The organism is Bradyrhizobium sp. T-12, from assembly GCF_058314695.1.
Genome location: NZ_CM177756.1, coordinates 505,189 through 530,259, shown reverse-complemented (window position 1 = coordinate 530,259; position 25,071 = coordinate 505,189). Strand labels below are relative to the sequence as shown.

Annotated in this window: 19 protein-coding genes; 11 read left to right on the top strand and 8 right to left on the bottom strand. The window is 65.7% G+C overall.

The features are described 5' to 3' along the window. The first annotated feature begins 1 nt into the window (after position 1). The 3 genes from AC0WRY_RS02540 (at position 2) to AC0WRY_RS02530 (ending at position 2,539) form a co-directional block, all read left to right on the top strand. Complete coding sequence (locus AC0WRY_RS02540) at positions 2–802, top strand: FAD binding domain-containing protein (RefSeq protein WP_194405537.1); 801 nt, start codon at positions 2–4, stop codon at positions 800–802. 208 nt (positions 803–1,010) lie between these two features. Next, complete coding sequence (locus AC0WRY_RS02535) at positions 1,011–2,123, top strand: CaiB/BaiF CoA transferase family protein (RefSeq protein WP_194405536.1); 1,113 nt, start codon at positions 1,011–1,013, stop codon at positions 2,121–2,123. 104 nt (positions 2,124–2,227) lie between these two features. Further along, positions 2,228–2,539, top strand: coding sequence for a DUF1272 domain-containing protein (locus AC0WRY_RS02530; protein ID WP_194405535.1), 312 nt, complete (start codon positions 2,228–2,230; stop codon positions 2,537–2,539). A gap of 19 nt (positions 2,540–2,558) precedes the next feature. Here AC0WRY_RS02530 and fahA read toward each other — a convergent pair whose 3' ends face one another. The 5 genes from fahA to AC0WRY_RS02505 all read right to left on the bottom strand — a co-directional run bounded on the left by fahA (position 2,559) and on the right by AC0WRY_RS02505 (position 8,211). Next, positions 2,559–3,833 carry a fumarylacetoacetase gene (gene fahA, locus AC0WRY_RS02525; RefSeq protein ID WP_194405534.1) on the bottom strand — a complete coding sequence of 425 codons (1,275 nt, stop codon included), beginning with the start codon at positions 3,831–3,833 and terminating at the stop codon, positions 2,559–2,561. 177 nt (positions 3,834–4,010) lie between these two features. Further along, complete coding sequence (gene hmgA, locus AC0WRY_RS02520; RefSeq protein WP_491122610.1) at positions 4,011–5,357, bottom strand: homogentisate 1,2-dioxygenase; 1,347 nt, start codon at positions 5,355–5,357, stop codon at positions 4,011–4,013. Positions 5,358–5,359: 2 nt separating this feature from the next. Next, the gene (locus tag AC0WRY_RS02515) at positions 5,360–6,316 is read right to left on the bottom strand and encodes an MBL fold metallo-hydrolase (protein ID WP_194405532.1); all 957 of its coding nucleotides are present in this window, start codon (positions 6,314–6,316) and stop codon (positions 5,360–5,362) included. A gap of 45 nt (positions 6,317–6,361) precedes the next feature. After that, positions 6,362–6,586: a DUF2783 domain-containing protein gene (locus tag AC0WRY_RS02510; RefSeq protein WP_194405531.1), complete on the bottom strand. Its 225-nt coding sequence runs from the start codon at positions 6,584–6,586 to the stop codon at positions 6,362–6,364. An 8-nt stretch (positions 6,587–6,594) separates the two neighbouring features. Continuing rightward, positions 6,595–8,211, bottom strand: a complete 1,617-nt coding sequence (locus AC0WRY_RS02505; RefSeq protein ID WP_491122609.1) for an FAD-dependent oxidoreductase — start codon at positions 8,209–8,211, stop codon at positions 6,595–6,597. A gap of 110 nt (positions 8,212–8,321) precedes the next feature. On the opposite strand from AC0WRY_RS02505, the gene AC0WRY_RS02500 reads away from it, so the two are divergent. Next, positions 8,322–8,864, top strand: a complete 543-nt coding sequence (locus AC0WRY_RS02500; protein WP_212069064.1) for a MarR family winged helix-turn-helix transcriptional regulator — start codon at positions 8,322–8,324, stop codon at positions 8,862–8,864. A gap of 52 nt (positions 8,865–8,916) precedes the next feature. On the opposite strand, the gene AC0WRY_RS02495 is transcribed toward AC0WRY_RS02500, so the two are convergent. Beyond that, positions 8,917–9,723, bottom strand: a complete 807-nt coding sequence (locus tag AC0WRY_RS02495) for an N-acyl homoserine lactonase family protein (RefSeq protein ID WP_194405528.1) — start codon at positions 9,721–9,723, stop codon at positions 8,917–8,919. Between the two features lie 367 nt (positions 9,724–10,090). Here AC0WRY_RS02495 and AC0WRY_RS02490 point away from each other — a divergent pair, with 367 nt between their 5' ends. The 4 genes from AC0WRY_RS02490 (at position 10,091) to AC0WRY_RS02475 (ending at position 16,692) form a co-directional block, all read left to right on the top strand. Beyond that, entirely contained in the window at positions 10,091–11,623 is a 1,533-nt protein-coding gene (locus AC0WRY_RS02490) for a caspase family protein (protein ID WP_212069066.1), read from the top strand. A 147-nt stretch (positions 11,624–11,770) separates the two neighbouring features. After that, positions 11,771–12,454 carry an OmpA family protein gene (locus tag AC0WRY_RS02485; protein WP_491122608.1) on the top strand — a complete coding sequence of 228 codons (684 nt, stop codon included), beginning with the start codon at positions 11,771–11,773 and terminating at the stop codon, positions 12,452–12,454. A gap of 159 nt (positions 12,455–12,613) precedes the next feature. Then, on the top strand, positions 12,614–13,543 hold the full coding sequence (locus AC0WRY_RS02480; protein WP_491122607.1) for an efflux RND transporter periplasmic adaptor subunit: 930 nt from the start codon (positions 12,614–12,616) through the stop codon (positions 13,541–13,543). Continuing rightward, positions 13,543–16,692 carry an efflux RND transporter permease subunit gene (locus AC0WRY_RS02475; protein ID WP_194405524.1) on the top strand — a complete coding sequence of 1,050 codons (3,150 nt, stop codon included), beginning with the start codon at positions 13,543–13,545 and terminating at the stop codon, positions 16,690–16,692. Before AC0WRY_RS02480 ends, AC0WRY_RS02475 begins: the two co-directional genes overlap by 1 nt. A gap of 50 nt (positions 16,693–16,742) precedes the next feature. Here AC0WRY_RS02475 and AC0WRY_RS02470 read toward each other — a convergent pair whose 3' ends face one another. Beyond that, the gene (locus tag AC0WRY_RS02470; RefSeq protein ID WP_063198283.1) at positions 16,743–17,417 is read right to left on the bottom strand and encodes a Crp/Fnr family transcriptional regulator; all 675 of its coding nucleotides are present in this window, start codon (positions 17,415–17,417) and stop codon (positions 16,743–16,745) included. A 259-nt stretch (positions 17,418–17,676) separates the two neighbouring features. Here AC0WRY_RS02470 and AC0WRY_RS02465 point away from each other — a divergent pair, with 259 nt between their 5' ends. The 3 genes from AC0WRY_RS02465 (at position 17,677) to AC0WRY_RS02455 (ending at position 23,652) form a co-directional block, all read left to right on the top strand. Further along, positions 17,677–19,764, top strand: a complete 2,088-nt coding sequence (locus tag AC0WRY_RS02465) for an AsmA family protein (protein WP_491122606.1) — start codon at positions 17,677–17,679, stop codon at positions 19,762–19,764. A 249-nt stretch (positions 19,765–20,013) separates the two neighbouring features. Further along, positions 20,014–22,461 carry an adenylate/guanylate cyclase domain-containing protein gene (locus AC0WRY_RS02460; RefSeq protein WP_194405522.1) on the top strand — a complete coding sequence of 816 codons (2,448 nt, stop codon included), beginning with the start codon at positions 20,014–20,016 and terminating at the stop codon, positions 22,459–22,461. A 324-nt stretch (positions 22,462–22,785) separates the two neighbouring features. Continuing rightward, positions 22,786–23,652, top strand: a complete 867-nt coding sequence (locus tag AC0WRY_RS02455; RefSeq protein ID WP_194405521.1) for a hypothetical protein — start codon at positions 22,786–22,788, stop codon at positions 23,650–23,652. On the opposite strand, the gene AC0WRY_RS02450 is transcribed toward AC0WRY_RS02455, so the two are convergent. Continuing rightward, positions 23,653–24,969, bottom strand: a complete 1,317-nt coding sequence (locus AC0WRY_RS02450) for a Spy/CpxP family protein refolding chaperone (protein ID WP_491122605.1) — start codon at positions 24,967–24,969, stop codon at positions 23,653–23,655. Positions 24,970–25,071 lie beyond the last annotated feature (102 nt).

The following is a 25,071-nucleotide window of genomic DNA, read 5'->3' as shown; positions in this document are numbered from 1 at the left end:
GATGTACCAGACCACCTATCATCGCGCCTCCTCGGTCGACGAGGCCGTCAGCCTGTTCGGCAAGAGCAGCGAAGCAAAATTCCTCGCCGGCGGCCAGACGCTGCTGCCTGTGATGAAGCAGCGCCTCGCCAGCCCCTCCGACGTCATCGACCTCGGCAAGATCAAGGAGCTGCAGGGCGTCGAATTGTCGGGCGACACTTTGACCATCAAGGCCGCCACGACCTATTACGACATCATGACGAATGCCGATGTGAAGAAGGCTATCCCTGCGATCGCCCATCTCACTTCGGTGCTGGGCGACCCCGCCGTGCGCTATCGCGGCACGATCGGCGGCTCGATCGCCAACAACGATCCGGCCGCGGACTTCCCCGCCGCGCTGCTCGCGCTCGGCGCCACCGTGAAGACCAACAAGCGGTCGATCGCGGCGGAGGATTTCTTCCAGGGCCTGTTCTCGACGGCGCTCGAAGACGGCGAGATCATCACCGCCGTGTCGTTCCCGGTGCCGGCGAAGGCGGGCTACGAGAAGATGCGGCATCCGGCCTCGCGCTTCGCGCTGACAGGCGTGTTCGTCGCGCAGACCAAGTCGGGCGAGGTTCGGGTGGCCGCCACCGGCGCCTCGCAAAGCGGCGTGATGCGCGTGCCCGCGATCGAAGCGGCGCTGAAATCGAACTGGTCGCCGTCGGCGATCGATAGCGTCAGCATTTCGGCGAACGGATTGCTGGCAGACATCCACGGCACGGCGGAGTACCGCGCCAATCTCATCAAGGTGATGGCGCAGCGCGCGGTTTCTGCTGCGGGCTGATCCCGCAGCCAGCGTCTCGACACAAATTTTCCGCGGCGCGCACTTCGGTGCGCGCCGTTTTATTTTGGCCATGCGGCATGAAAACCGCTTGCCTCGCCGGCGCGAAGGCGAGAAAAGTTAATCGGCCGATTAACTCGCTCCACAGAAGAAATGTCGGAGACGATTGCCGGATCACCGGCATTCGCCCGCGACCCGAGGAAACAACAACGTGCTCGACAAATCAGCCCCCACCTCGACCGTCCGCGCCTCCGGCCCGCTCTCGGGCTTCCGCATCGTCGAATTCGCCGGCATCGGACCCGGCCCGTTTGCCTGCATGATGCTGGCGGACATGGGCGCCGACGTCGTCACGCTCGACCGGGTCGGCGCCAGGAAGAGCATGAAGTCGGTGGCGGGCCGCGGCCGCAAGGTGATCGAGCTCGATCTCAAGGACAAGGCGGCGATCGCGCAGGTGCTCGACCTGCTCGCGAGTGCCGATGCGCTGGTCGAAGGCTTTCGCCCCGGCGTGATGGAGCGGCTCGGCCTCGGGCCTGATGTCGTGCTCGCGCGCAATCCCAAGCTGGTCTATGGCCGCATGACCGGCTGGGGCCAGGAAGGCCCCCTGGCGAATGCCGCCGGCCACGACATCAACTACATCTCCATCACCGGCGCGCTTGCCGCGATCGGCACGAAGGAAGCGCCGGTGCCGCCGCTCAACCTGGTCGGCGATTTCGGCGGCGGCGCGCTCTATCTCGTCGTCGGCGTGCTCGCAGCGCTGCTGGAGGCGCAAAAGTCCGGCAAGGGGCAGGTGGTCGATGCCGCGATGTGCGACGGCGCGGCCTCGCTGATGTCGTTCTTCTTCGACATGACGACGCTCGGCCGCTGGACCGAAGGCCGCAACCAGAATTTTCTGGACGGCGGCGCGCATTTCTACGGCGTCTATGAATGCGCCTGCGGCCATTTCGTCTCGATCGGCTCGATCGAGCCGCAGTTCTACGCCCTGCTGCGCGAGCACGCCGGCCTGACGGACGCCGATTTCGACGCGCAGATGGACCGCAAGGCCTGGCCGGCGCTGAAGGAGAAGCTCAGGGCAGTGTTCAAGAGCAAGACGCGCGAGGACTGGTGCAAGATCATGGAAGGCACCGACATCTGCTTCGCGCCGGTGCTGACCATGTCGGAGGCGACAAAGCATCCGCACATGGTCGCCCGCAACGTCTTCGTCGAGCGCCATGGCGTGAAGCAGCCGGCACCGGCGCCGCGGTTCTCGCGCACGCCGTCGGCGGTGCGCGAGCCGGAAGGTGCGGAGATCGGCGCGGTGACGAAGGCGTGGAAGGCCGGCGGCTAGCGGCGCTGGATCATCGCTAGAGCCCGGCTGAAATCGAGGGAACTACGTCATTCGCACCGCGGGCGCGATCTGCGATGATCTCCGACGATCCGGGAGATTTTGCCATGGCCCTCCAGCTTCGGCCGAACTGCGAATATTGCGACCGCGACCTGCCGCCAAACGCAACGGACGCGCGGATCTGCTCCTATGAATGCACCTTCTGCGCGGACTGCGTCGAGACCAAACTGTCCAACGTCTGCCCGAACTGCGGCGGCGGCTTTGCGCCACGTCCGATCCGGCCCATGCAGGAATGGCGGCCGGGCGTCTGCACGAGCAAGCAGGCACCGTCCGACAAGCGCGTGCACTTGAAGTACAGCGTGGAGGATGTCGCCGCGCATTGCGCGCGGATACGAGACGTGCCGCCGGAGAAGCGATAGGTCTCGTAGGGTGGGCAACTCACTCCGCCGCCAGAATCGTCCCCTCGACCTCGCCGAAGCCGATGCGGTAGCCGTTGCCCTGGCACCAGCCGCGCATGACGAGGCTGTCGCCGTCTTCCAGGAAGGAGCGCTTGGCGCCGCCGGGGAGCTCGACCGGCTCGGTGCCGTTCCAGCTGATCTCGAGCAGGCTGCCGCGCTGGTTCTTCTCCGGGCCGGAGATGGTGCCGCTGCCGAGGAGATCGCCGACATTCATGGCGCAGCCCGAGGAGGCGTGGTGCATCAGCTGCTGCACCGAGGACCAGTACATGTATTTGAAATTGGTGCGGCTGATGCTGGCGGGCGCGTTGGCGCCGGCGGCGCGCAAGGCAACGTCGAGCTCGACATCGTAGTTCTGCGGTTTTGCCTGTTTGAGGTAATCGAGCGGCACGGGCTGTTGCTCCGGTCCCTTCAGACGGAACGGCTCCAGCGCCTCGCGCGCCACCACCCACGGGCTGATCGAGGTCGCGAACGCCTTGGCCAGGAACGGGCCGAGCGGCACATATTCCCATTGCTGGATGTCGCGCGCACTCCAGTCGTTGAGCAGCACGAAGCCGAAGATCATCTCCTCGGCCTGTTGCTCGCTGAGCATGCCGCCCATCGGCGAGGGCTGGCCGATCACGACGCCCATCTCGAGCTCGAAATCGAGCCGCTTGCAGGGCCCGAAGCTCGGCACCTCGACGTTCGGCGGCTTCAGCTGCCCGCGCGGGCGCTTCACGTTGGTGCCTGACACCACGACGGTGGAGGCGCGGCCATTATAGGCGATCGGCATATGCAGCCAGTTCGGCTGCAGCGCATTGTCCTTGCCGCGGAACATCACGCCGACATTGGTGGCGTGCTCCTTTGAGGAATAGAAGTCGGTGTAACCGGAGACGGCGAAGGGCATGTGGAGCTTGGCATCGCGCATCGGCACCAGAGCCTGCTTGCGCAGCTCCTCGTTGTCGCGCAGCTCCGGATGATCGTGACGCAGCAATTCGCTGAGCCGCGCTCGGGTCTTGCTCCAGACCTTCGGTCCCAGCGCCATGAAGGGATTGAGCGAGCCTCCGGAGAACACGCCGAGCGGACCGACGTCGAGCCGGGAATCCTGCTCGAGCTCCCAGAGATCGAGCACGTAGTTTCCGATCGCGACGCCGACCCGCGGCGTCGGATTGGCAGAGGTCGAGAACACGCCATAGGGCAGGTTCTGGATCGGGAAGTCGGAGGACGGATCGACCTCGATGAAGGAGCGAAGGCTGGGGTCGTTGGGGTGGGTTGTCACGTTTGGCCCGATTCTTTGTTCCTTCTCCCCTTGCGGGAGAAGGTGGCGCGAAGCGCCGGATGAGGGGTTCTATCCGCGTATTCAAAAATGAGAGGTTCGCTCGCTGAGAGAACCCCTCACCCGTCTCGCCGCCAGGCGGCGAGCCACCCTCTCCCACAAGAGGAGAGGGGAAGAACGCTACGGCTTGCTCGGATCGAACTTCTTCTCCAGGCCCTTCCAGCAATCCGCGTAGTCATCCTGCAGCGTGGACGCATTCGCCGCATGCGCGGTCACCCGCTGCGGGTAACGCGTCTCGAACATGAAGGCCATGGTCCCCGTCAGCTTCACCGGTTTCAGCTCGCCATTGCTGGCATGCTCGAAGGCGTCGCGATCGGGGCCGTGCGGCAGCATGCAATTGTGCAGGCTCATGCCGCCGGGCACGAAGCCTTGCGGCTTGGCATCATAGACGCCGTAGATCAGGCCCATGAACTCGCTCATGATGTTCATGTGATACCAAGGCGGACGGAAGGTGTTGTCGGCCACCATCCAGCGCTCGGGGAAGATGACGAAGTCGATATTCGCGGTGCCCGCGGTCTCCGAGGGCGAGGTCAGCACCGTGAAGATCGAGGGATCGGGATGGTCGAAGCCGATCGCGCCGACAGGGGAGAAAGTGCGCAAATCGTATTTGTACGGCGCGTAATTGCCGTGCCAGGCGACGACGTCGATCGGCGAATGCGCGAGCTGCGTCTTGAACAGCGCGCCACCCCATTTCACGTAGAGCTCGGTCGGCGTGTCCTTGTCCTCGTAATGCGCGACGGGCGTGAGGAAGTCGCGGGCATTGGCGAGGCAATTGGCGCCGATCGGCCCGCGCTCCGGCAGCGTGAAGGCGCCGCCGTAATTCTCGCAGAGATAGCCGCGCGCCGGCCCGCTCGGAATCTCGACGCGGAACTTGACGCCGCGCGGCATCACCACGATCTCGCCGGGCTCGGCGTCGATGCGGCCGAATTCGGTGACGAGGCGAAGATTGCCCTGCTGCAGCACGAACATCAGCTCGCCGTCGGCATTGTAGAAGTGCTGGTCCACCATCGATTTGGTAATGAGATAGACATGCGCCGCCATGCCGGCCTGCGTGTTGACGTCGCCCGCCGTCGTCATGGTCTGCACGCCCTGGACGAAGGTCACCTCATCCTTCGGCAACGGCGTCGGATCCCAGCGCATCTGCGCGATCGGCAGATCATATTCATGGCACGGTGCCGAGCGCCACAGGCCGGCATCGATCTTCTCGAAGCGGCCGGAATGCTTCACGGAGGGACGGATGCGGTAGAGCCAGGAACGCTCATTGGTGCCGCGCGGCGCGGTGAAGGGCGAGCCGGAGAGCTGCTCGGCATAGAGCCCGTAGGCGCAGCGTTGCGGCGAGTTGCGCCCGATCGGCAGCGCGCCGGGCAGCGCTTCCGTCTCGAAAGAATTGCCGAAGCCGGACATGTAGCCCGGCGTCACCTGGGCCGAGCTGCGGATGATCTGATCAGGCGAGGTGTTGACGTTCATGACTATCCTCCTCCTTGCAGGGCCGCCCACATCTCCTGGTCGCGCTTGTCGGTCCAGATCACGGGATCGTCGATCCCCGACGCCTCGTCATAGGCGCGCGACACGTTGAACGGCAGGCAGTGCTCGTAGATGGCGAAGCTGTGGAATTTCGGATCCATCACCTCGCGCGTCGCCGCCATCGATTCCTTCAAGCTGCGGCCCTTGGCGACCGAGATTTCGGCGGCGCCATAGAGCGAGGTGACGAAGTCGCGCGTCATCGCAATGGCCTCGCGTACCGTCGCGGTGCCCTTCAGCGCGTCGCCGCGCCCCGGCGCGATCGCCTTGGGATTGAAATTACGTATCTCGTTCAGCGTCAGCGGCCATTCGCGTAGATGCGCATCGCCGCAATAGCAGGCCGAGTGATATTCGATGAGGTCGCCGGAGAACATGACTTCGGCATCCGGCACCCAGGCGACGATGTCGCCCGAGGTGTGGCCGGCCCCCAACTGCATCAGCCGCACCTCGCGCTTGCCGAGATAGATCGACATCTCGCCTTCGAAGGTCAGCGTCGGCCAGGTCAGGCCGGGGATGCTCTGCGCATCCTGGAACAGGCGCGGGAAGCGGCCATATTCGGAATCCCAATCCTGCTTGCCGCGCTCCTCGATCAGCCGATAGGTCTCCTGCGAGGCGACGATGCCTTGCGCGTGATAGGCGGAGGCCCCGAGCACGCGGACGGCGTGATAATGCGACAGCACGACATATTTGATCGGCTTGTCGGTGACGGCCTTGACGCGCTCGATCACCTTGTTCGCCATCGCCGGCGTCGCCTGCGCGTCGAACACCAGGCAGCCGTCCTCGCCGACGATCACGGCGGTGTTCGGATCGCCCTCGGCGGTGAAAGCATAGAGATCGGTGCCGATCTCGGAGAAGGTGATCTTCTTTTCGGCGAGATCGCCGGTGGATGCGAAGTTCTTCGCCATCATCAGTCCTTTGAGCTTTGCTTTGAGTTCTTGGAGTTCTCAGCGTTATTGCTGCTGCTGTTGTTGCTGCTGGCCGTCGATCATGCGGCGCTTCGCGAGCCCGATCGCCTCGCGCAGCACGTCGATGTCGCCGATATGGTTGGCGAGGATCAGCACCAGCGCCGCATCGAAATCGGCGCTCTGCTCGTCGCTGAGGCCGCGATGCGCTTCGACGATGGCGCGAAAGGCATCGTCGGGGCGCGCGAAATTGGAGCTGGTGGACAACGGCATGCGAAACCTCAATTGAGACCCTGGGCCTGCGACAACGCCGCTGCAATCGCCTCGCCGGTCGGATGACGGAAGCGCGCGGCGACATAGCCGTCGGGCCTGAGCAGATAGGCGGTGCCGGGCGCGGCGTCATAGCGCTTTGCAACAAGGCCCGTGGGATCGGCAAGCCCGCCTTCGCCGCCGATACGAATGGTCTTGACGCCATCGGGCACATCAATCGCTCTGCCATTGCTGAACGAGAGCAAGGTGAAATCCGTTCCGCCCTTGCGGAAGGCATCCGTGAGGTAGGTCTGCTCGGCAACCGGCGCGTCGAGCATGGAGCAGCCGGGAGGCGGCCCGCCGTCCCACACATCGGCATCCGGCGACGACAGCGGCGAATCGTAGCTGCACGGCACCGACAGCCGGCCGCCATTGACCATGCGCTTGCCGAACTCGGTCTCCTTGGCGAGCGACAGCACCGCCTTGCGCAGCCGCGCTTCCTGATGCGAGTTCGGCGCCATGAAATCGGTCGAACGGGTGGATTCGCGGATGTTCTCGTCAGCCGCCACGCTGCGCTCGGCATGGTAGCTTTCGAGCAGGCGCGCGGGCGAAATGCCGCGCAGCACACGGTCGAGCTTCCAGGACAGATTTTCGGCGTCCTCGAGCCCGGAATTGGCGCCGCGGGCACCGAACGGCGAGACCTGATGCGCGGAATCTCCGGCGAAGAGCACGCGGCCATGGATAAAACGATCCATCCGCCGGCACTGGAATTTATAGAGCGAGATCCATTCGAACTCGAATTTGTCGTGACCGAGCATGCGCGCGATCCGCGGCCGCACGTTCTCAGGCTTCTTCTCGACCACGGGATCAGCGTAACGATTGAGCTGGAGGTCAATGCGCCAGACGTCGTCGGGCTGCCGGTGCAGCAGCGCGGAGCGGCCGGCATGGAACGGCGGATCGAACCAGAACCAGCGCTCGGTCGGGAATTCCGCCGTCATCTTGACGTCGGCGATCAGGAACTGATCCTCGAACACTTGGCCCGCGAATTCGGCGCCGACCATCTGCCGCAGCGAGGACCGCGCGCCGTCGCAGGCGACGACATATTGCGCGTGCAGACGATAGGCGCCCTCCGGCGTTTCGATCGTCAGCGCCACCGAATCGTTGCGCTGCTCCAGCGCCGTCACCTTGTTGCGCCAGCGCAGGTCGATCTCCGGAAGATCGCTGACGCGATCCACCAGATAGGCCTCGGCGTAATATTGCTGGAGGTTGATGAAGGCAGGCCGCTTGTGGCCGTCTTCGGGCAGCAGGTTGAACTGATAAAGCTGCGAGTCGCCATGAAAGATGCGGCCGACGCTCCACACCACGCCCTTGGCGACCATGCGGTCACCGACGCCGAGCCGGTCCCAATATTCCAGCGACCGTTTCGAGAAGCAGATCGCACGGGAGCCCTCGCCGATGCGGTCGGCGTCATCCAGAAGAACGACGCGCTGGCCGCGCTGGGCGAGATCGATCGCCAGCGACAGCCCGACCGGGCCGGCGCCGACAATGACGACCGCATGCTCGGCGGTGCCTTGGCCGTCGCGGTCCTGGTCGGGATGGCGGCGATAGCCGAACTGGGCTTTGGCTTGATGCGGATTGGCCTGCGCCATACGCGAACCTCGGCTATGGTCAGGAGAGCAGCGATCTGCTAGATAGTCTCACGTGCAACTATTTTGGACCGGAGCCGGCCGGCCGTCAACTGGAATTCGGAGCGCTCTCCTTGGCGAGGACATCTGGCGATATTGCAGTGAAGGCGCGCGAGGCCGATGAGGCCTCAGGGCGGCGAAAGGCCCGGCTCGATCTGTTCAAGTTCGTGCCGTTTCGCCTCAACCGGCTCGCCGCCGAGGTCAGTTCCGCGCTCTCGGTCGAATATCAGGAGCGGCACGGCCTCGACATCCCGGCCTGGCGTGTGATTGCCACGCTCGGGTTCCGCAACGATGCCTGCAGCGCGCAGTACATCGCGCAATGCACCCGCACGCATAAATCCACCATCAGCCGCGCGGTGACCACGCTGCTCAATGAGGACCTGATCGAGCGGGTCGAGAACGAAGCCGACCGCCGCGAATTCCGCCTGCAACTGACGACGAAGGGCCGCGCGCTCTACGAGAAGCTGTTCCCGCAATTGCTGCGGCGTGAAGACGAGATCCTCGCCTGTCTCTCCGCGCAGGAGCGCAGACAGCTGTCGATGCTGCTCGGCAAGATCGAGCAGAGCCTCGATTTGATCCAAACCAGCGAAGAGGCCGACGCGAAGCAGGCGTATTAGCTTTTTTTCGTCATTCCGGGTTCGCGCTACGCGCGCCCCGGAATGACAATTCCTATTTCGCAAACGACCGCGACGGCGGCAAATGCAGCGCCCAGGCATCGACCTTGTCGCTGGCCCGCGGATAGATCTCGGTCACGATCGGGTCGTGGCCGGGAATGAACCGATCGGGATGGCCGGCGAGGCGCTCGATCGTCTCCCAACCCACCGCCATGTCGCCGACATTGTAGACGATCGGGAACGGGCTGCGGCGCTGCAGATTGGCGTAGTAATGCGCGGCATCGGACGCCAGCACCACCGGTCCTCGCGCGGTTTCGACCTTGACTACCTGCAAGCCGTCGGAATGGCCGCCGACACGGTGCACGGTGACGCCGGGCGCGACCTCGCCGTCGCCCGAATAGAAAGTGACGCGCTCGCCATAGACATGGCGCACCATCTGCGTGACGTGCTCGACCGAGAACGGATGTCGCAGCAGGCCGTTGCACATGCAGCGTCCCGTCGCATAGGCCATCTCGCGCTCCTGGAGATGGAAGCGCGCATTCGCAAAGCGATCGAGATTGCCGGCATGGTCATAATGCAGATGCGTCACGATGACGTCGCGGATGTTTGACGCCGCGACGCCAAAGCGCTCCAGCGCGTCGACCGGATTGAGCGTCAGCTTGCGCGCCCGCGCGCTCGCCTCCTCGGCATTGAAGCCGGTGTCGACCAGGATGTCGCGGCCGCCCCCGCGGATCAGCCAGACGAAATAGTCGAGGTCCTGCGCCGCGCTGTCATGCGGATCGGGCGCCAGGAAGTTCATGCTGGGGGTGCGCGGCGACATGGTCGCATAGCGCAGGGCGTAGATCTCGTAGGCGTTTCCCATGGTTCTTGCTTTGCTTTTCTGAGGGCGTCTTTACGGGACGATGCTGCGCAGCAAGCCATTGTCCGCAGCAAAGGTCAAACCTTGCGCGCGGCGCAACGGCAGGCGCCCCTTCAATGTGAGACCCCTCACATTTTCATCGGCTTGGTTGCCCTAACGTGCTGCCAACAGGATCGCGTCGAGCACAGCCCATGACAAACCCTTTTATTCCCTTGCGGCGCACCCTTGCGTTGCGGTCAATCGTCGCGATAACGCCGTATCTCCAAGCGGTTGACGCCCCCCGTCCCTGGTTTGATAATGCCTGAAGCGTAAGTTAAGGTCGCCGCGGCGCAAGCTGGAACGGCGCCTTTTTGGCTGGACCGCGCTGATTATGAAAATTCGCTTCTTTTTTCTTCTGCCCTTGCTCGTCTCGCTCGTCCCGACTGCCCCCTCGCTTGCGGCCGGTGACCGTTTTGCGCTGGTCATCGGCAATGCCAAATATCCGGACGCGGATGCCCCGCTGAAGGAACCGATCAACGATGCGCGCGACGTCGCCGACGAGCTCAAGCGCGACGGCTTTGCGGTCGAGATCGGCGAGAATCTGACCGGCGACGGCATGCGCCGCGCCTTCGACAAGCTCTACGCCAAGGTCAAGCCGGGTTCGGTGGCGCTGGTGTTCTTCAGCGGCTTCGGCATCCAGTCGGCGCGCCAGAGCTACATGTTGCCGATCGACGCGCAGATCTGGACCGAATCCGACGTGCGCCGCGACGGGTTCAGCCTCGAGACGGTCCTCGGCGAGCTCAACACCCGCGGCGCCGGCGTCAAGATCGCGCTGATCGACGCCTCCAGGCGCAATCCGTTCGAGCGCCGGTTCCGCAGCTTCTCGGCCGGCCTGACCCCGGTCATCGCGCCGAACGGCACGCTGGTGATGTATTCGGCGGCGCTGGCGTCGGTGGTCTCGGACGCCGGCGGCGATCACAGCCTGTTCGTCCAGGAGCTGCTGAAGGAAATCCGCGTTCCCGACCTGATGGCCGAGGAGACGCTGAACCGCACCAAGATGGGCGTCACCAGGGCGTCGCGCGGCGAGCAGGTGCCGTGGATATCCTCTTCATTGGCCGAGGATTTCTCGTTCAGTCCGGGAGCCGGCGGATCGCGTCCGGCACCGAGCGCGTCGCCCGCGCCCCCCGCTCCGCCGCCGGTCGTCGCCAACAACCCGCCACCGGCACCGCCCGCCCCGCCGACACCGCCTCCGCCGCCGAAGCCGGCCGACACCGCCGCGGCCCCCGCACCTCCAGCTCCGCCGGCCCCGACGCCGAAGCCGCAGGTCGAGGCTGCATTGCCCCCGCCGCCACCGCCCCCGCCGGTCAAACCGATCGATACCGCTCCGGCGCCGAGCACGGACAGCGGACCGAGTGCCGCGGCCCTGGCCGACGATCCCACGATCAAGAGCCTGACCACCAAGATTGCGGCCAATCCGGATGACGTGAACGCGCTGTACCGGCGCGGCCAGGTCTATGCCAGCAAGGGCGCCTACAATCTCGCCATCAAGGATTTCGACGACACGCTCCGGATCAATTCGAAGGATGTCGAGGCGCTGAACAACCGTTGCTGGACCCGAACCGTGGTCGGCGATCTCCAGGGCGCATTGAAGGATTGCAACGAGGCGCTGCGGCTGCGGCCGAACTTCGTCGATGCGCTGGACAGCCGCGGGCTCGTCAACCTCAAATCGGGCGCGGTCAAGAACGCCATCGCCGATTTCGATGCGGCTCTGAAGATCAATCCGCGCCTGACCTCCTCGCTCTACGGCCGCGGCCTCGCCAAGCAGCGCAACGGCTCCGCCCAGGAAGGGGCGCTCGATATCGCCAATGCCAAGGCGATGGATCCGAACATCGTTCAGGAATTCGCAAGCTACGGAGTGCGCTAGTATTTTTTTGAGTTGAGGCAGGCGTCGCCTCGAACCCTTGGTGGCCCAGGGAAGACTAACCAACGGATGCCGCAGGCGGCCTTCTCAGGGGGGCTCATTGCTGAAATTTTCGAACCGCGCGAACTGGCCGCGCAGGAGGGACTGGTTATGAAATCGGTTGCAAAGGGACTTACCGCGATCCTGTCCGTCATCACTCTTGCTGTAACTCTTGGCGCAGCCCTATCGCTGCCGGCCTCGTCCGCCTTCGCGGGCGAGGAAAGCAACAGCAAGAACGTCACCGAGGACGACATCGTCCGCGCATTGGCGCCGGCGCAGAAGAAGCCCCTGACCCGCGGCCTCTCGATCGCCCCGCAGGCCGACCCCGCGCCGAACGCGGCGGAGACCAAGCTGATCCAGTCCGTGCGCGGCCGCTCGACGCGTTCGCTGTCGTCGACCGAGCGCGAGGAAATCGCGTCGGTCGCCAAGGACAAGCCGAACATCGATCTCGAAATCACCTTCGACTACAACTCGGCCAATATCAGCGCCAAGTCGATGCCCTCAGTGCAGGCGCTCGGCCGCGCGCTGACCAGCCCCGACCTCAAGGGCTCGACCTTCGTGGTTGCCGGCCACACCGACGCCGCCGGCGGCGAAGCCTACAACCAGGACCTGTCGGAACGTCGCGCGGATGCGATCAAGCGCTACCTCGTCGACAAGTACAGCATCTCCGCGACCGACCTCGTCACCGTCGGCTACGGCAAGAGCAAGCTGAAGGACCCGAGCCAGCCGATGGCGGAGGCCAACCGCCGCGTGCAGGTCGTCAATATGGAAAACAAGACCACCGCATCGAAGTGAGCACGACGTAATCCCTTTGCAGTGACAAGTCGTGATGTGGTGTAACGTCTCGCTTCCAACGCGCGTCCCGCAGCCTTGCGGGACGCCGCTTCGTTTCAGGGAAACGCTTTTCATGGGCCTCGTGCGGACGGCCGTGAGCCCGGCCAGGATGATCCGGCGATGAATCTCTCCCAATATCTCAAGCCCGCCGGAACCGTGGTGTTCGTGGTCGCGCTCGGCGTCGGCTATTACCTGTTCGAGCATCGCAAGCGCCCCGAGCCGAAGGAGACGCAAAGCGAGGCGCTCGTCATCGTGACGAAGTCGACCAATGCCTGCTTCTCCGATCTCGTGCGCGTGACCGGATTCTTCGTGCCGCGACGCGAGGCCGTGGTCATCGCCGACCAGGAAGGCTCCAAGGTCACCGACCTCCTGGTTACCGAGGGCGCAATCGTCGCCGACAATCAGGAGCTGGCGCACCTCACCGCGCCGCCGCAGATCCCGGGCCAGCCGCAGCGACCCGGCCCGCAAGGTCCGATTTCGCTGAAGGCGCCTGCGCCGGGCCTCGTCACCGAAGTCCGCACCATCGTCGGCGCGCCGACCTCGCCGCAGGCCGGCCCGATGTTCCGCATCGCCGTCAACAACGAGATCGAGCTCGATGCCCAGGTCCCGGCGGTGCACATGCCCAAGCTCAATTCCGGCGCCACCGTGCGCATCAGCCGCGACGACGCACCCGACCTGATCGGCCGGGTCCGGCTGGTCGCGCCCGAGATCGACCGCGCCACGCAGCTCGGCCGCGTCCGCATCAGCGTCACCAACAATCCCTCGCTGAAGGTCGGCGTGTTCGCGCGCGCCTCGATCGACGCCAAGCGAAGCTGCGGCGTCTCGATCCCCAAGACCGCGATCGACCATCTCACCATTCAGGTCGTCAAGGGCAACACGATCGAGACGCGCAAGGTGCGGGTCGGACTGTCGTCCGACAGCGCAACGGAAATTCTGGAAGGCCTCGACGTCGGCGAAATCGTCGTGGCCGACGCCGGTTCGTCCCTCCACGACGGCGACCAGATCAAGACCATGTTCGCCGATGAACTCGATCGCACGCGGGTACGCTGATGGCTCTCAATATCTCGGCTTGGTCGATCCGCAATCCGCTGCCGTCGGTCGTCTTCTCGATCATCCTGCTGATTCTCGGCTGGGTCTCCTTCACCAAGCTCGCGGTGACACGGCTGCCGTCGGCCGACATTCCCGTGATCTCGGTCGTGGTCTCGCAATTCGGCGCGGCACCCGCCGAGCTTGAATCCCAGGTCACCAAGACGGTCGAAGACGCGGTCTCCGGCGTCGAAGGCGTGCGGCACATCACCTCACAGATCACCGACGGCGTGTCGGTCACCACGATCCAGTTTGCGCTGGAGACCAACACCGACCGCGCCCTGAACGACGTCAAGGACGCGGTGACGCGCGTGCGCTCCAACCTGCCGCAGAACGTCACCGAGCCGCTGATCCAGCGCGTCGACGTGATCGGCCTGCCGATCGTCACCTACGCCGCGATCTCGCCCGGCAAGACGCCGGAGCAGCTCTCGTACTTCGTCGACGACGTGGTCAAGCGCGCGCTGCAAGGCGTGCGCGGCGTCGCGCAGGTCGAGCGCATCGGCGGTGTCGAGCGCGAGATTCTCGTCTCGCTCGACCCCGACCGCCTGCAGGCGATGGGGCTGACCGCGGTCAATGTCAGCCAGAGCCTGCGCGGCACCAATGTCGACGTCGCCGGCGGCCGCGCCGAGATCGGCAAGAACGACCAGGCGATCCGCACGCTCGCGGGCGCCAAGACGCTGAGCGACCTCGCCGGCACCATGATCCCGCTGTTCGGCGGCGGCGAGGTCCGGCTCGACGATCTCGGCACCGTCACCGACACCATCGCGGACCGCCGCACCTTCGCCCGCTTCAACGGCGAGCCGATCGTCGCGCTCGGCATCAAGCGCTCCAAGGGCGCCAGCGACGTCAAGGTGGCCGAGGCCGTGCAGAAGCGCGTCGACGCGCTCAAGGCATCCTATCCCGACGTCGACCTGAAGGTGATCGACACCTCGGTCGAATACACCAACGGCAATTACCACGCGGCGATCTCGACCCTGTTCGAGGGCGCCATCCTCGCCGTCGTCATCGTGCTGTTGTTCCTGCGGGACCTGCGCGCCACCATCATTGCCGCGATCTCGCTGCCGCTGTCGATCTTCCCGGCGTTCTGGGCGATGGACCTGCTCGGCTTCTCGCTGAACCTCGTCAGCTTCCTCGCCATCACGTTGTCGACGGGTATCCTGGTCGACGACGCCATCGTCGAGATCGAGAACATCGTCCGGCACATGAACATGGGCAAATCGCCCTATCGCGCCGCGCTCGAGGCCGCCGACGAGATCGGCCTCGCCGTGATCGCGATCTCGCTGACCATCATCGCGATCTTCGCGCCCGCGAGCTTCATGTCGGGCATCGCCGGACAGTTCTTCAAGCAGTTCGGCATCACCGTCTCGGTGCAGGTGTTCTTCTCACTGCTCGCCGCGCGCTTCGTCACGCCGGTGCTGGCCGCCTACTTCCTCAAGCATGGCCATCACGAGGAGCCGCCGCCCGGGCGCATCCTGCGGTCCTATCACCGCATCGTCGCCTGGTCGGTGAGACACTATTTCATCACGGTGCTGATCGGTTTCGGCGTGTTCGCCGCCTCGATCTGGAGCATCACGCTGCTGCCGCAGGGCTTCCTGCCGGCGCAGGACAGCGCGCGTTCGCTGATGGCCCTCGAATTGCCGCCGGGCACCCAGCTCGCCTACACCGAAAAGGTCACCGAGGACATCGTCGCGCGCCTGCGCAAACGGCCCGAGGTGAAGAGCATCTTCGTCGACGGCGGGCGCGTCCCGCCGGGTACGCAGGAAGTCCGGCGCGCCGCACTGATCATCAACTACACGCCCAAGGATGCCCGCGACATCACCCAGCGCGAGCTGGAGTTCTCGATCAGCCAGGAACTGGAGAACATCCCCGACATCCGCTTCTGGTTCCTCGACGAGAACGGCCTGCGCGCCATCTCGCTGGTCGTGACAGGCGTCGACGCCAACATCGTCAACAACTTCGCGAGCGAGCTCGCGACGCAGATGAAGCGGATTCCGACCATCTCCAACGTGATCTCGGAAACCACGCTGGAGCGGCCCGAGTTGCGCGTCGAGCCGCGCGCCGATCTCGCCGCGCGGCTCGGCGTCTCGACCGAAAGCCTGTCGCAGACCATCCGCGTCGCCACCATCGGCGATGTCGGGCCCGCGCTCGCCAAATTCGACGTCGGCGACCGCCTGGTGCCGATCCGCGTGCAGCTCGAGGACGCCGCCCGCGGCAATCTGAAGACGCTGGAGCAGCTCCGCGTGCCGCTCGGCGAGCATGGCGAGAAGGGCGGCGTGCCGCTCTCGGTCATCGCCGACGTCAAGCTCGACCAGGGTCCGACCAGCATCAACCGCTACGACCGCGAGCGGCAGGCGACGGTCGCCGCCGATCTCGTCGGCTCGGCCGCGCTCGGCGACGCCACCAAGAAGATCTACGACCTGCCGGTGATGAAGAGCCGGCCAAAGGGCGTGAAGGTCTCGCCCTCCGGCGACGCCGAGAGCCTGAACGAGCTGTCCGACGGCTTCGCCACCGCGATCACGGCCGGCCTGATGATGGTCTACGCGGTGCTGGTGCTGCTGTTCGGCACCTTCCTGCAGCCGATCACCATCCTGTTCTCGCTGCCGCTCTCGATCGGCGGCGCCATCGCGGCTCTGCTCCTCACCGGCAAGCAGCTCACCACGCCGGTGTGGATCGGCATCCTGATGCTGATGGGCATCGTCACCAAGAACGCGATCATGCTGGTGGAGTTCGCGATCGAAGCCATTCACGCCGGCAAGCCGCGCGACGAGGCTATGATCGACGCCGGCATGAAGCGCGCCCGCCCGATCGTGATGACCACGATCGCGATGGCCGCGGGCATGATGCCGAGCGCGCTCGCGGTCGGCGCCGGCGGTGAGTTCCGCTCGCCGATGGCGCTCGCGGTGATCGGCGGCCTGATCTTCTCCACCATCCTGTCGCTGGTGTTCGTGCCCGCGATGTTCATGGTGATGGACGATTTCGGCGCCCTGATCTGGCGCTTCGCCAAGCGGCTGATCGTGCACAGCGAGGACGCCGAGGTCACCGGGCATCACGGAGCGGCCCCTGCAGAAGCGGGGCCGGCGCCGAAGACCATCGTGCATCCTGCGGCGGAATAGGATTCAAAAGGCCACGCTCGTGCACTGGAGGAAGACGAGCGGTTAAAGCCCTACTCGTTCCGCGCGATCGCCGTCAGCTTGGTCATGTTCCTCAGCAATATCCGGCCGCGCTGGAGATCCAAGATCGCTTCCTTGCGCCAGGCCTGGAGCTGACGGTTGACGCTCTCGCGGGCGGCGCCGACGAAGACGCCGAGCTGTTCCTGCGAGATGTGCACCTCGGAGCCGAAATCGGCGGCGAGCGCGCAAAGCCGTCGCGCCAGGCGCACCGGCAGCGGCTGCAGCATGGATTCTTCCATGCGCTCGCTTTGCCAGCGGATGCGCTGGCACAGCAGTGCGATGATTTTGATCGCAACCTTCGGCTCACGTTCGAGGAAGGCGAGAAAATCTTCGCGCCGCAGTACGAACAATTCACTGGCCTCGCCCGCGGTCGCATCCGCGGTGCGGTTCTGGCCGTCGAGCACGGCCACTTCGCCGAACAGGTCGCCCGGTCCCATGAAATTGAGCGTGAGCCGGCTGCCGTCGGAGGCGCCGGTCTCGATGCGGACCTGACCGCGGCGCACGCCGAACAGCGCGTCCCCGGGATCGCCCTTCTGGAACAGCACCTCGCCATTGCCCAGATGCTGGGTGTGGCAGAGATTGGACAGCCGCTGGAGCTCGTCTGTACCGAGATCCGCGAACATCGCGTTCATCTTCAGAATGACCGCAAATTCGGCCTGCTTGCTCATTTCAATGTCCTTGTGAACGTCCAGGTCAGGTGTCTTGTCAGTGGTCTCGGCAAATCGCTTGAAATCATCACCGTCAGGATCGCGTAAAACCGCGCCGGGGAAGTGTGTCATAAGTCACATAACTTTGCAGCACCCCCTGACTATTTTTACGCGCTTGGAGCCGCTTCCCGTCCGGGGATAAACTCCGGCGCAAAGGACGGGTGCAAAGGACGGTCATCCGCGGGATTCGACGCCGATTGGCCGTCGCTGGAAAGTCGAGATGAGAGTAGTGAAATTCGCCGGCGCGGCTTTGTCCGCCGTCATCATCGTGATCGTGCTCCTGCTGGTGATCGGGATCCCATCGGGCTTCCTGAGCTCGACGATCGCCTCGCGCGTCGAGAGTGCGACCGGCTATCGGCTGTCGATCGACGGCACCACGAAGATCAGCCTGTGGCCGACGCTGAACGTCACCCTGAACGACCTCACGCTTGCCGACCCCCGGGATCGCAGCGGCATCACGCGCCTGACGATCGACAGCGTGCAGGCCGACATGTCGCTCTCCAGCGTGTGGTCGGGCCGCCCCGACATCAGCGAGCTCATCGTCACCCATCCCGTGCTCTACCAGCCGCTGCTGCGTGAGCGCCTGCCAAATGCGGGAGGCGCGTCGAAGCCGCTCGCGATCGATGCCAACGGCGCCTCGATCGCCCGCGTCAAGGTCACCGACGGCGAAGTCGCGTTCACGCGCGTGCGTGATCGTGTCGAGGGCCGCATCAGCGCCATCAACGCGGACGCGGTCGTGGGCCGCGACCGCAAGGTCAACATCACCGGCACCGCGCGCGTCGGCGAGCACCCGACCAAGTTCGACATCAAGGCGACGACGCCGGCGCCGCCGGCCGACCGGCCGACGATCCCGGTGGATTTCGCCATCGACATGCCCGATGTGCTCAAGTCCCAGCTCACAGGCCATGCCGAGATGCGGCTGAACGGTGATCTCGTGATGATCAACGGCGTGAATGGCAGGCTCGGCGACGGCGCCTTCAACGGCTGGGCGTCGGTCGACATTGCGAGCAAGCCGCTGGTGAAGGTCGATCTCGACTTCCAGCGGCTGTCGGTTCCGCTGGCGAAATCGCCGCAGGGGACGTCCGGGCAGCCCTGGAGCAATGCGCCAATCGACGTGTCCGGGCTCAATTATGTCGATGCCCAGATCAGGATCTCCGCGAACGAGGCCGTGATCGGCGATGCCCGCATCGCACCGCTGGCGCTCGATGCCAAACTCGCCGGCGGCGTATTGAAGGCCGGCACCGCCAATCTCGGCGCCTATGGCGGCCAGGTCTCGGGTGAAGTGATCCTCGATGCGACCACGGGCGCGCCGAGCTTTGCCATGCACTCCGACCTCGTCGGCGTGCGCGCGCTGCCGCTGCTGCAGGGCCTTGCCGAATTCGACCGCATCGACGGCAAGCTGCAGGCCAAGCTCGCGCTGCGCAGCGCCGGCACCAGCCAGCGCGCGCTGATGGCGAACATGCAGGGCACCGCCTTCGTCAATTTCCAGGACGGCGCCATTCGCGGCATCAATGTCGCGCAGATGATCCGCTCGCTGACATCGGGCACGCTGTCCGGCTGGCAAGCCAACCAGAGCTCCAACCAGAGCCCCGGTCAGGAGCAGAGCACGGATTTGTCGCAGCTCTCGGCCTCGTTCCGCATCGACAAGGGTCAGGCGGTCACGACCGATCTCAACCTGATCGGTCCGCTGGTGCGCGTCACCGGCGCCGGCACCATCGCGCTCGACACCAAGATGATGGGCTTTCGCGTCGAGCCGAAGCTGGTGATGACGACCGAGGGCCAGGGCCGCGCCAACGAACCGGTCGGCTTCGGCATTCCCGTGATGATCCAGGGCGCCTGGTCGCAGCCGCGGATCTACCCCGACATGGCCGGCATGCTGGACAATCCGGACGCCGCCTATGCCAAGCTGCGCGAGATGGGCAAGGGCCTGTTCGGCCCCGACGGCGCCGGGCTCGGCAATATCCTGGGCAGCCTCGGTAGCAATCTTGGTCTTGGCGGAGCCGCCGCGCCGGGCGGCAATCCCGCCGGCACTGCCAATCCGCAGGCCCAGCAGCCGGGGCAGAATGATCTGCTCGGCGGGCCGCTGGGGGCGGCGATCGGCAATTTGATTCAGCAGGGCTTGTCGAATGGCGCGGGAAGCAGCACTGGCGCCGCGCCAGGCAGTGGCCGCAGCCGCAGCCTGCCGGCGACACCCTCCACACCGGCGCCGCAGGCCTCGCCCGCGCCCCCCGCTATGGACGACCCGCCGGTCGCGCAGCAGGACAGTCAGCCAATGAACGACGTGCTGCGGCAACTCTTTAACCGGTGATGGGCGGATTGGCGGGCTGGGCTCCACGGCAATCCCCTTACATCAGCCTGCCCGCCCCCGGCTTCCTCCGAACGGATGAGGCTGCGACAATTCAGCCCCTTCCGTCTGCCCCCGGCGTCCACAGCGGGTAACCAATCCGGCCGGTCGGCCCGGCCGCGCGGCGGTCCTTTGGCCCAAATTGTGATAGAACGGCCCCGCAGGGCCTACGGCCCGTAGCGCCGGCGTCGATGGCGGCGCGAGAGGATCGGGATGGCAGGAGCGAACGACAAGACACGATCTCTGCGCGGGGGCCTGTTCGCCAAATACGTCGTCTCCCTCGTCGGCCTCGTCGTGTTCGTCCTCGCCGTCAACGGCGCGATGGAGACCTGGATCTCCTACCGCGCCACCAAGACACAGCTGACCGACGGCCTGGAGGACAAGGCGCAGAGCGCCGCCCGGCGCATCGAGCAGTCGATCTCCGAGCTCGATCGCCAGATCAGCTGGGTGACGCGGGCGAGCCAGGACACGCTCGAGAAGCGCCGCGCCGACTATGCGTCGCTGCTGCACCAGGTCTCTGTCGTCAACCAGCTGTTCCAGCTCAATGGCGAAGGCCGCGAGGTGCTGCGCGTCTCGCGCCAGTCGACCACGACCGGCAGCAACGCGGACCTTTCCCGCGACATCCGCTTTACCGAGACCGTTGCCCGCGGCGTCAGCTATGCGCCGGCCTGGTTCGCCGGCGGCACGCCGTTGATGTCGATCTCGGTGGCGCATTCCGGCTTCAATGCCGGCGTCACCGTGGCCGAGATCGATCTCGGCTTTCTCTCCGACTTCCTGTCCGACGCGCAGGTCGGCAAGGCCGCCTTCGCCTATGTGGTCGATCCGCGCGGCCGCGTGCTGGCGACGTCCTCGAAGGGCCCCGAGGTCGGCAAGGATCTGTCGAAGCTGCCGCAGGTCGCGGCCGCGATCGCGCCCGGCCACGAGGGCGACAGCACGGGCACCGACTTCAACGGGCATTCGGTGATGAGCGCCGCGAGCACCGTGCCCAAGCTCGGCTGGAGCGTGCTGTTCGAGCAGCCGACCACGCAGGCCCTGATGCCGATCCGCGACCAGCTGGTGCGCATCGCGCTGCTGATCGGCATCGGCCTGATGGTCGCGATCCTCGCCGGCACGCTGCTCGCCCGCCGCATGATCATCCCGATCACGGCGCTGCGTGATGGCGCGCAACTGCTCGGCGAAGGCGATTTCAGTCACCGCATCGACGTGCACACCTCGGACGAGCTGGAGGACCTCGCCGGTCAGTTCAACCGGATGGCCGGCCAGATCCAGGAGACCTATTCGAACCTGGAGACCAAGGTCGAGGAGCGCACGCGCGACCTCGCGCAGTCCATCAACGAGCTGAAGGTGCTGGAGGAGGTCGGCCGCGCGCTCGCCGCCTCGCTCGATCTCAACGCCGTGCTGTCGACGATCGCCGCGCGCGCGATCGAGATCACCCATGCCGATGCCGTGCTGATCTACGGCTTCGATGCCGAGCGGCGCCGCTTCAACCTGGTCGAGGCCGGCGGCATCGACAAATCCGCCGACGGCGCGCATGTCACCATCGACGACGGCGAGAACATCCTGAGCGATGCCGCTGGGAGCGGCGAGCCGATCGCGCTGGCCGATCTCGAACAGGCCGCCGAGCAGCCGCTGCGCGAGGTCGCGCTCGCGGCCGGCTTCCACTCGGTGCTTGTGGTGCCGCTGGTCGACCAGCAGGGCACGCTCGGCTCGCTTGTGGTGCTGCGCCGCGCCGGCGGCGAGTTCGCACCTAGCATCATCGGCCTGATGCGCACCTTCGCCAACCAGGCCGTGCTGGCGATGCGCAATGCGCGCCTGTTCACCGAGGTCGATCACAAGGGCCGCGAGCTCGGGGCGGCGAACGAGACCGTCCGTGCGCAAGCCGACCAGCTGCGGAGGCAAACCGAGCAGCTGAAGGACTGGAACAAGTCGCTGGAGGAGCGGGTCCAGACCCAGCTCGGCGAGATCGAGCGCATCCGCAAGCTCGAGCGCTTCCTGGCGCCGCAGGTGGCGCAGCTGATCGCCTCCTCCGACAGCCCCGAGGGACTGCTCACCAGCCAGCGCCGCGAGGTGACGGTGGTGTTCTGCGATTTGCGCGGCTTCACCGCGTTCACGGAGGCGACCGAGCCGGAAGAGGCGATGAACGTGCTGCGCGAGTATCACGCAGCGCTCGGCGAGCTGATCTTCAAATACGAGGGCACGCTCGACAAATATGCCGGCGACGGCGTGATGATCCTGTTCAACGCGCCGATCCAGTTCGAGGACCACACCAGGCGCGCCGTGAAGATGGCGGTGGAGATGCGCGACACCATCGGTCCCCTCACCGAGCGCTGGCGCAACCGCGGACACAGCCTCGGCTTCGGTATCGGCATCGCGCTCGGCTATGCCACGCTCGGCCAGGTCGGCTTCGAGCAGCGGCTGGAATATGCCGCGATCGGCAGCGTCACCAACCTCGCCTCGCGCCTGTGCGGCGAGGCCAAGCCCAACCAGATCGTGGTGAGCCGCCGCGTCTACGGCATGGTCGAGCCCTGGGTCGAAGCGCAGCCGCTCGACGATCTCCAGCTCAAGGGCTTCAACCACCCCGTGCTGGCGATGGAGATCCTGAGCTGGCACGAGGAGGCGGACAACGTGGTGGACGCGGCCGCGGTGCGGATGCGGGGATAGCGGCTGCAGCGGCATCGTAGCCCGGATGGAGCGACGCGAAATCCGGGGGAGTGCCACAATCGACAGAAGTCCCGGATTGCGCGTCGCTCCATCCGGGCTACGGCCTCAAGCAAAACATGAAAAACAACCCCATGCACAGTAGGCGGGGTCTGCAAGATCAATGAGTTACGGGATTGCCCAGACGCCGGATTGCAAGGCTCTTTGACACATCGGCCAAAACATCGGCGGAGCTGCATCATCCCGTCATCCTCCGAACCACATCCCCCTTCCCCGCGACTAACCCTCGCCTCAACGGCGAGGCTCGAACCTGGATGGAGACGGTCCGTGGCGTTTGCCTTGCCTTCGCGTGCTTATGATCTGCAGATGCTGGACCGGCCCGCTAACCGGGCGCGCGACCAGGGCTGGGTCTATGGGTTGCCGCCGGGCATCTCGAGCGAGCAATGGCCGCTCGATCCCGTCACCGGCTATCCGCTGATGCACGGCTTCACGCTGAAGCTGCCGGAGGATTATCGCGTGCATGGCGAGGACATCGTCGCAGTGTCGTTCTTCGCCACCCCGCCCGATCACAATGACGGCGGCGCGCCTGATGATCCTGAAGTCCGGAACGCGGTCATGGCGCGGCCCTCGCATCCGCGCCTGTCGCGCATGACCGACATTCTCGACTACGAATATGCCGCGCTGCTGCTGACCAAAGCCGAATACGAAGGCCCGTTCGCGACACCGCCGGCGCCGCTTGCGCTGGCGACGGCCGATCGGCCACGCTGGCTCGATGTCGGCGGCGCCTGCGCTTTCTTCGAGGCCGCCCCGCCCTTCGCGCAGAAGATGTTCGCCCGCCCTCCGCGTGCCGATCTGGCCGAAACCCTCGCGATCGGCCTGATGCCGCGCGCGACCGATCCCAACGCCGGCAAGGCCCCGCAAGATCCGCATATCCCGCGCAACCCGCCGAGCGACTATCAGTCCTACTATTATTTTGCCGGCGGCGTCCCGACCACCGAGAACTACCGCCTGCATGATTGGGCCAAGGATTACGCCCGCGACCATCTCGGCGGCACCATGCGGCCCTGCCAGCAGGTGCCGGAGATGAGCCCGTTCTATATCGAGTTCGAGGAATATTTCGGCGGCTACAATTTCGGCGGCGGCAACGCGCAGCTCGACTTCAAGGACATGAAGTTCGACTGGGCGTGCGGCTGATCACGCCCCGCGCTTCGGCCCGATCGCCTCGAACCCCGCCTTCTGCTCATCGCTCAGATCAGCCTCGAAATCATCGAGCGCATCGGTGACGGCGTTCACGGCCGCAAGCATCGTCTGCAGCCGCGCCTTCGCGGCGGTGAGGCGGGCCTGCGGCGTCGCGGCTGCCTCCGTAGGGCACGCGCTCAGCGTTTCCATGGTACGCAGGGTGGTGTCCTGCAGCACCTCGAGGCGGGCGCGGGCGGTCTCGTCGAGGCGCAGCGTGGTAGCGATGTCGCCCGCAGGCCATTGCTGCTGCACCAGCTGCTCGTATTGACGCTGCAGCTTCTCGTCATAGCGGGGATCGGCGTCGGCGCTGCAGGCGGCGGCCGCCTGCGCATCCTTGCTCGGATCCTTGTTCGCGCCTTTGTTCGAATCCTTGCGCTGCATCGACGCAAACGCGGCGCGGCGCTGATCGGCGATGGCATTGAGCCGGGCCTTCTGATCGTCGTCGAGCAGGCTAGTGAACTTCGACAGCGGCGGTGCGACCGCGTCCAGGGCCTTGATCATGGCTTCGAGCCGCTCGCGCATGAGGCCGAGGCGCTCCGCCGCGGTCTCGGGCACTTGCGATGGGCAGGCGGCACGGATGCTGTCGCGGGCTTCGCTCCAGGCCGTCACGAGTTCGTCGAGCGCAGTGCGTTGCAATTCGTTCGGCGCTACGGCCGCGGCGATGCGATCCACCGGGAAGCCGCCGGGTTCGCTGGCATCGCAGACGTTCTGCGCCGATGGAATCCGGCGCGCGCGTTTGCCCTGCGGCGCGGTGTAGGCCGCGAGCTCGGTCGCCGCATAGGGCGCGAAGATCGCGGCATAGATGTCGCCATAGCCGTAGAGCGAGAGGCTGGTCGCATCGCCCGAGATCACAGCATTGGTGAGGTCGTCATGCGCGAACGGCCAGAACACCGGCCCGACCCAGCCATAGCTGCCGTCGGGATGACGCCACCAGCCTTGCGCGCGGCGGCCGCCCTGCCAGCCCGCAAGCGCGGCTTGCGCCGTCAGCGCCGCGCGCAGAACATAGGGGTTGGCAAGCTGGCCGCGCTCGGCACCGCGCGGGTCTTGACGTGGATCTTGCGATCTCAGCGCAGCGGAGCGGTAGCGGCCGCCCCGCACCGCCGTGCGGGAATGGCGCAGGCGCGACATGCCGATCACGTGGCCGACGGCGAAACGCGCGACGCCGAATGGACCGCCGCGCAAACCGAACTGGGCCTCGGCTCTCTCGGGCAGCAGCACGGCCGCAATCAGGAGGGTCGCTCCGGTCAGCGCCAGTCCCATGCGTCCCGACATGACCGCCGACCTGACCAATTCGGCCTCCTCCAAGCGCGCACTGCGCCGCAGGCAAATGACGCGCGAGGGAACCAATTGTTCCCGGGGGATGCAGGGCAAAGC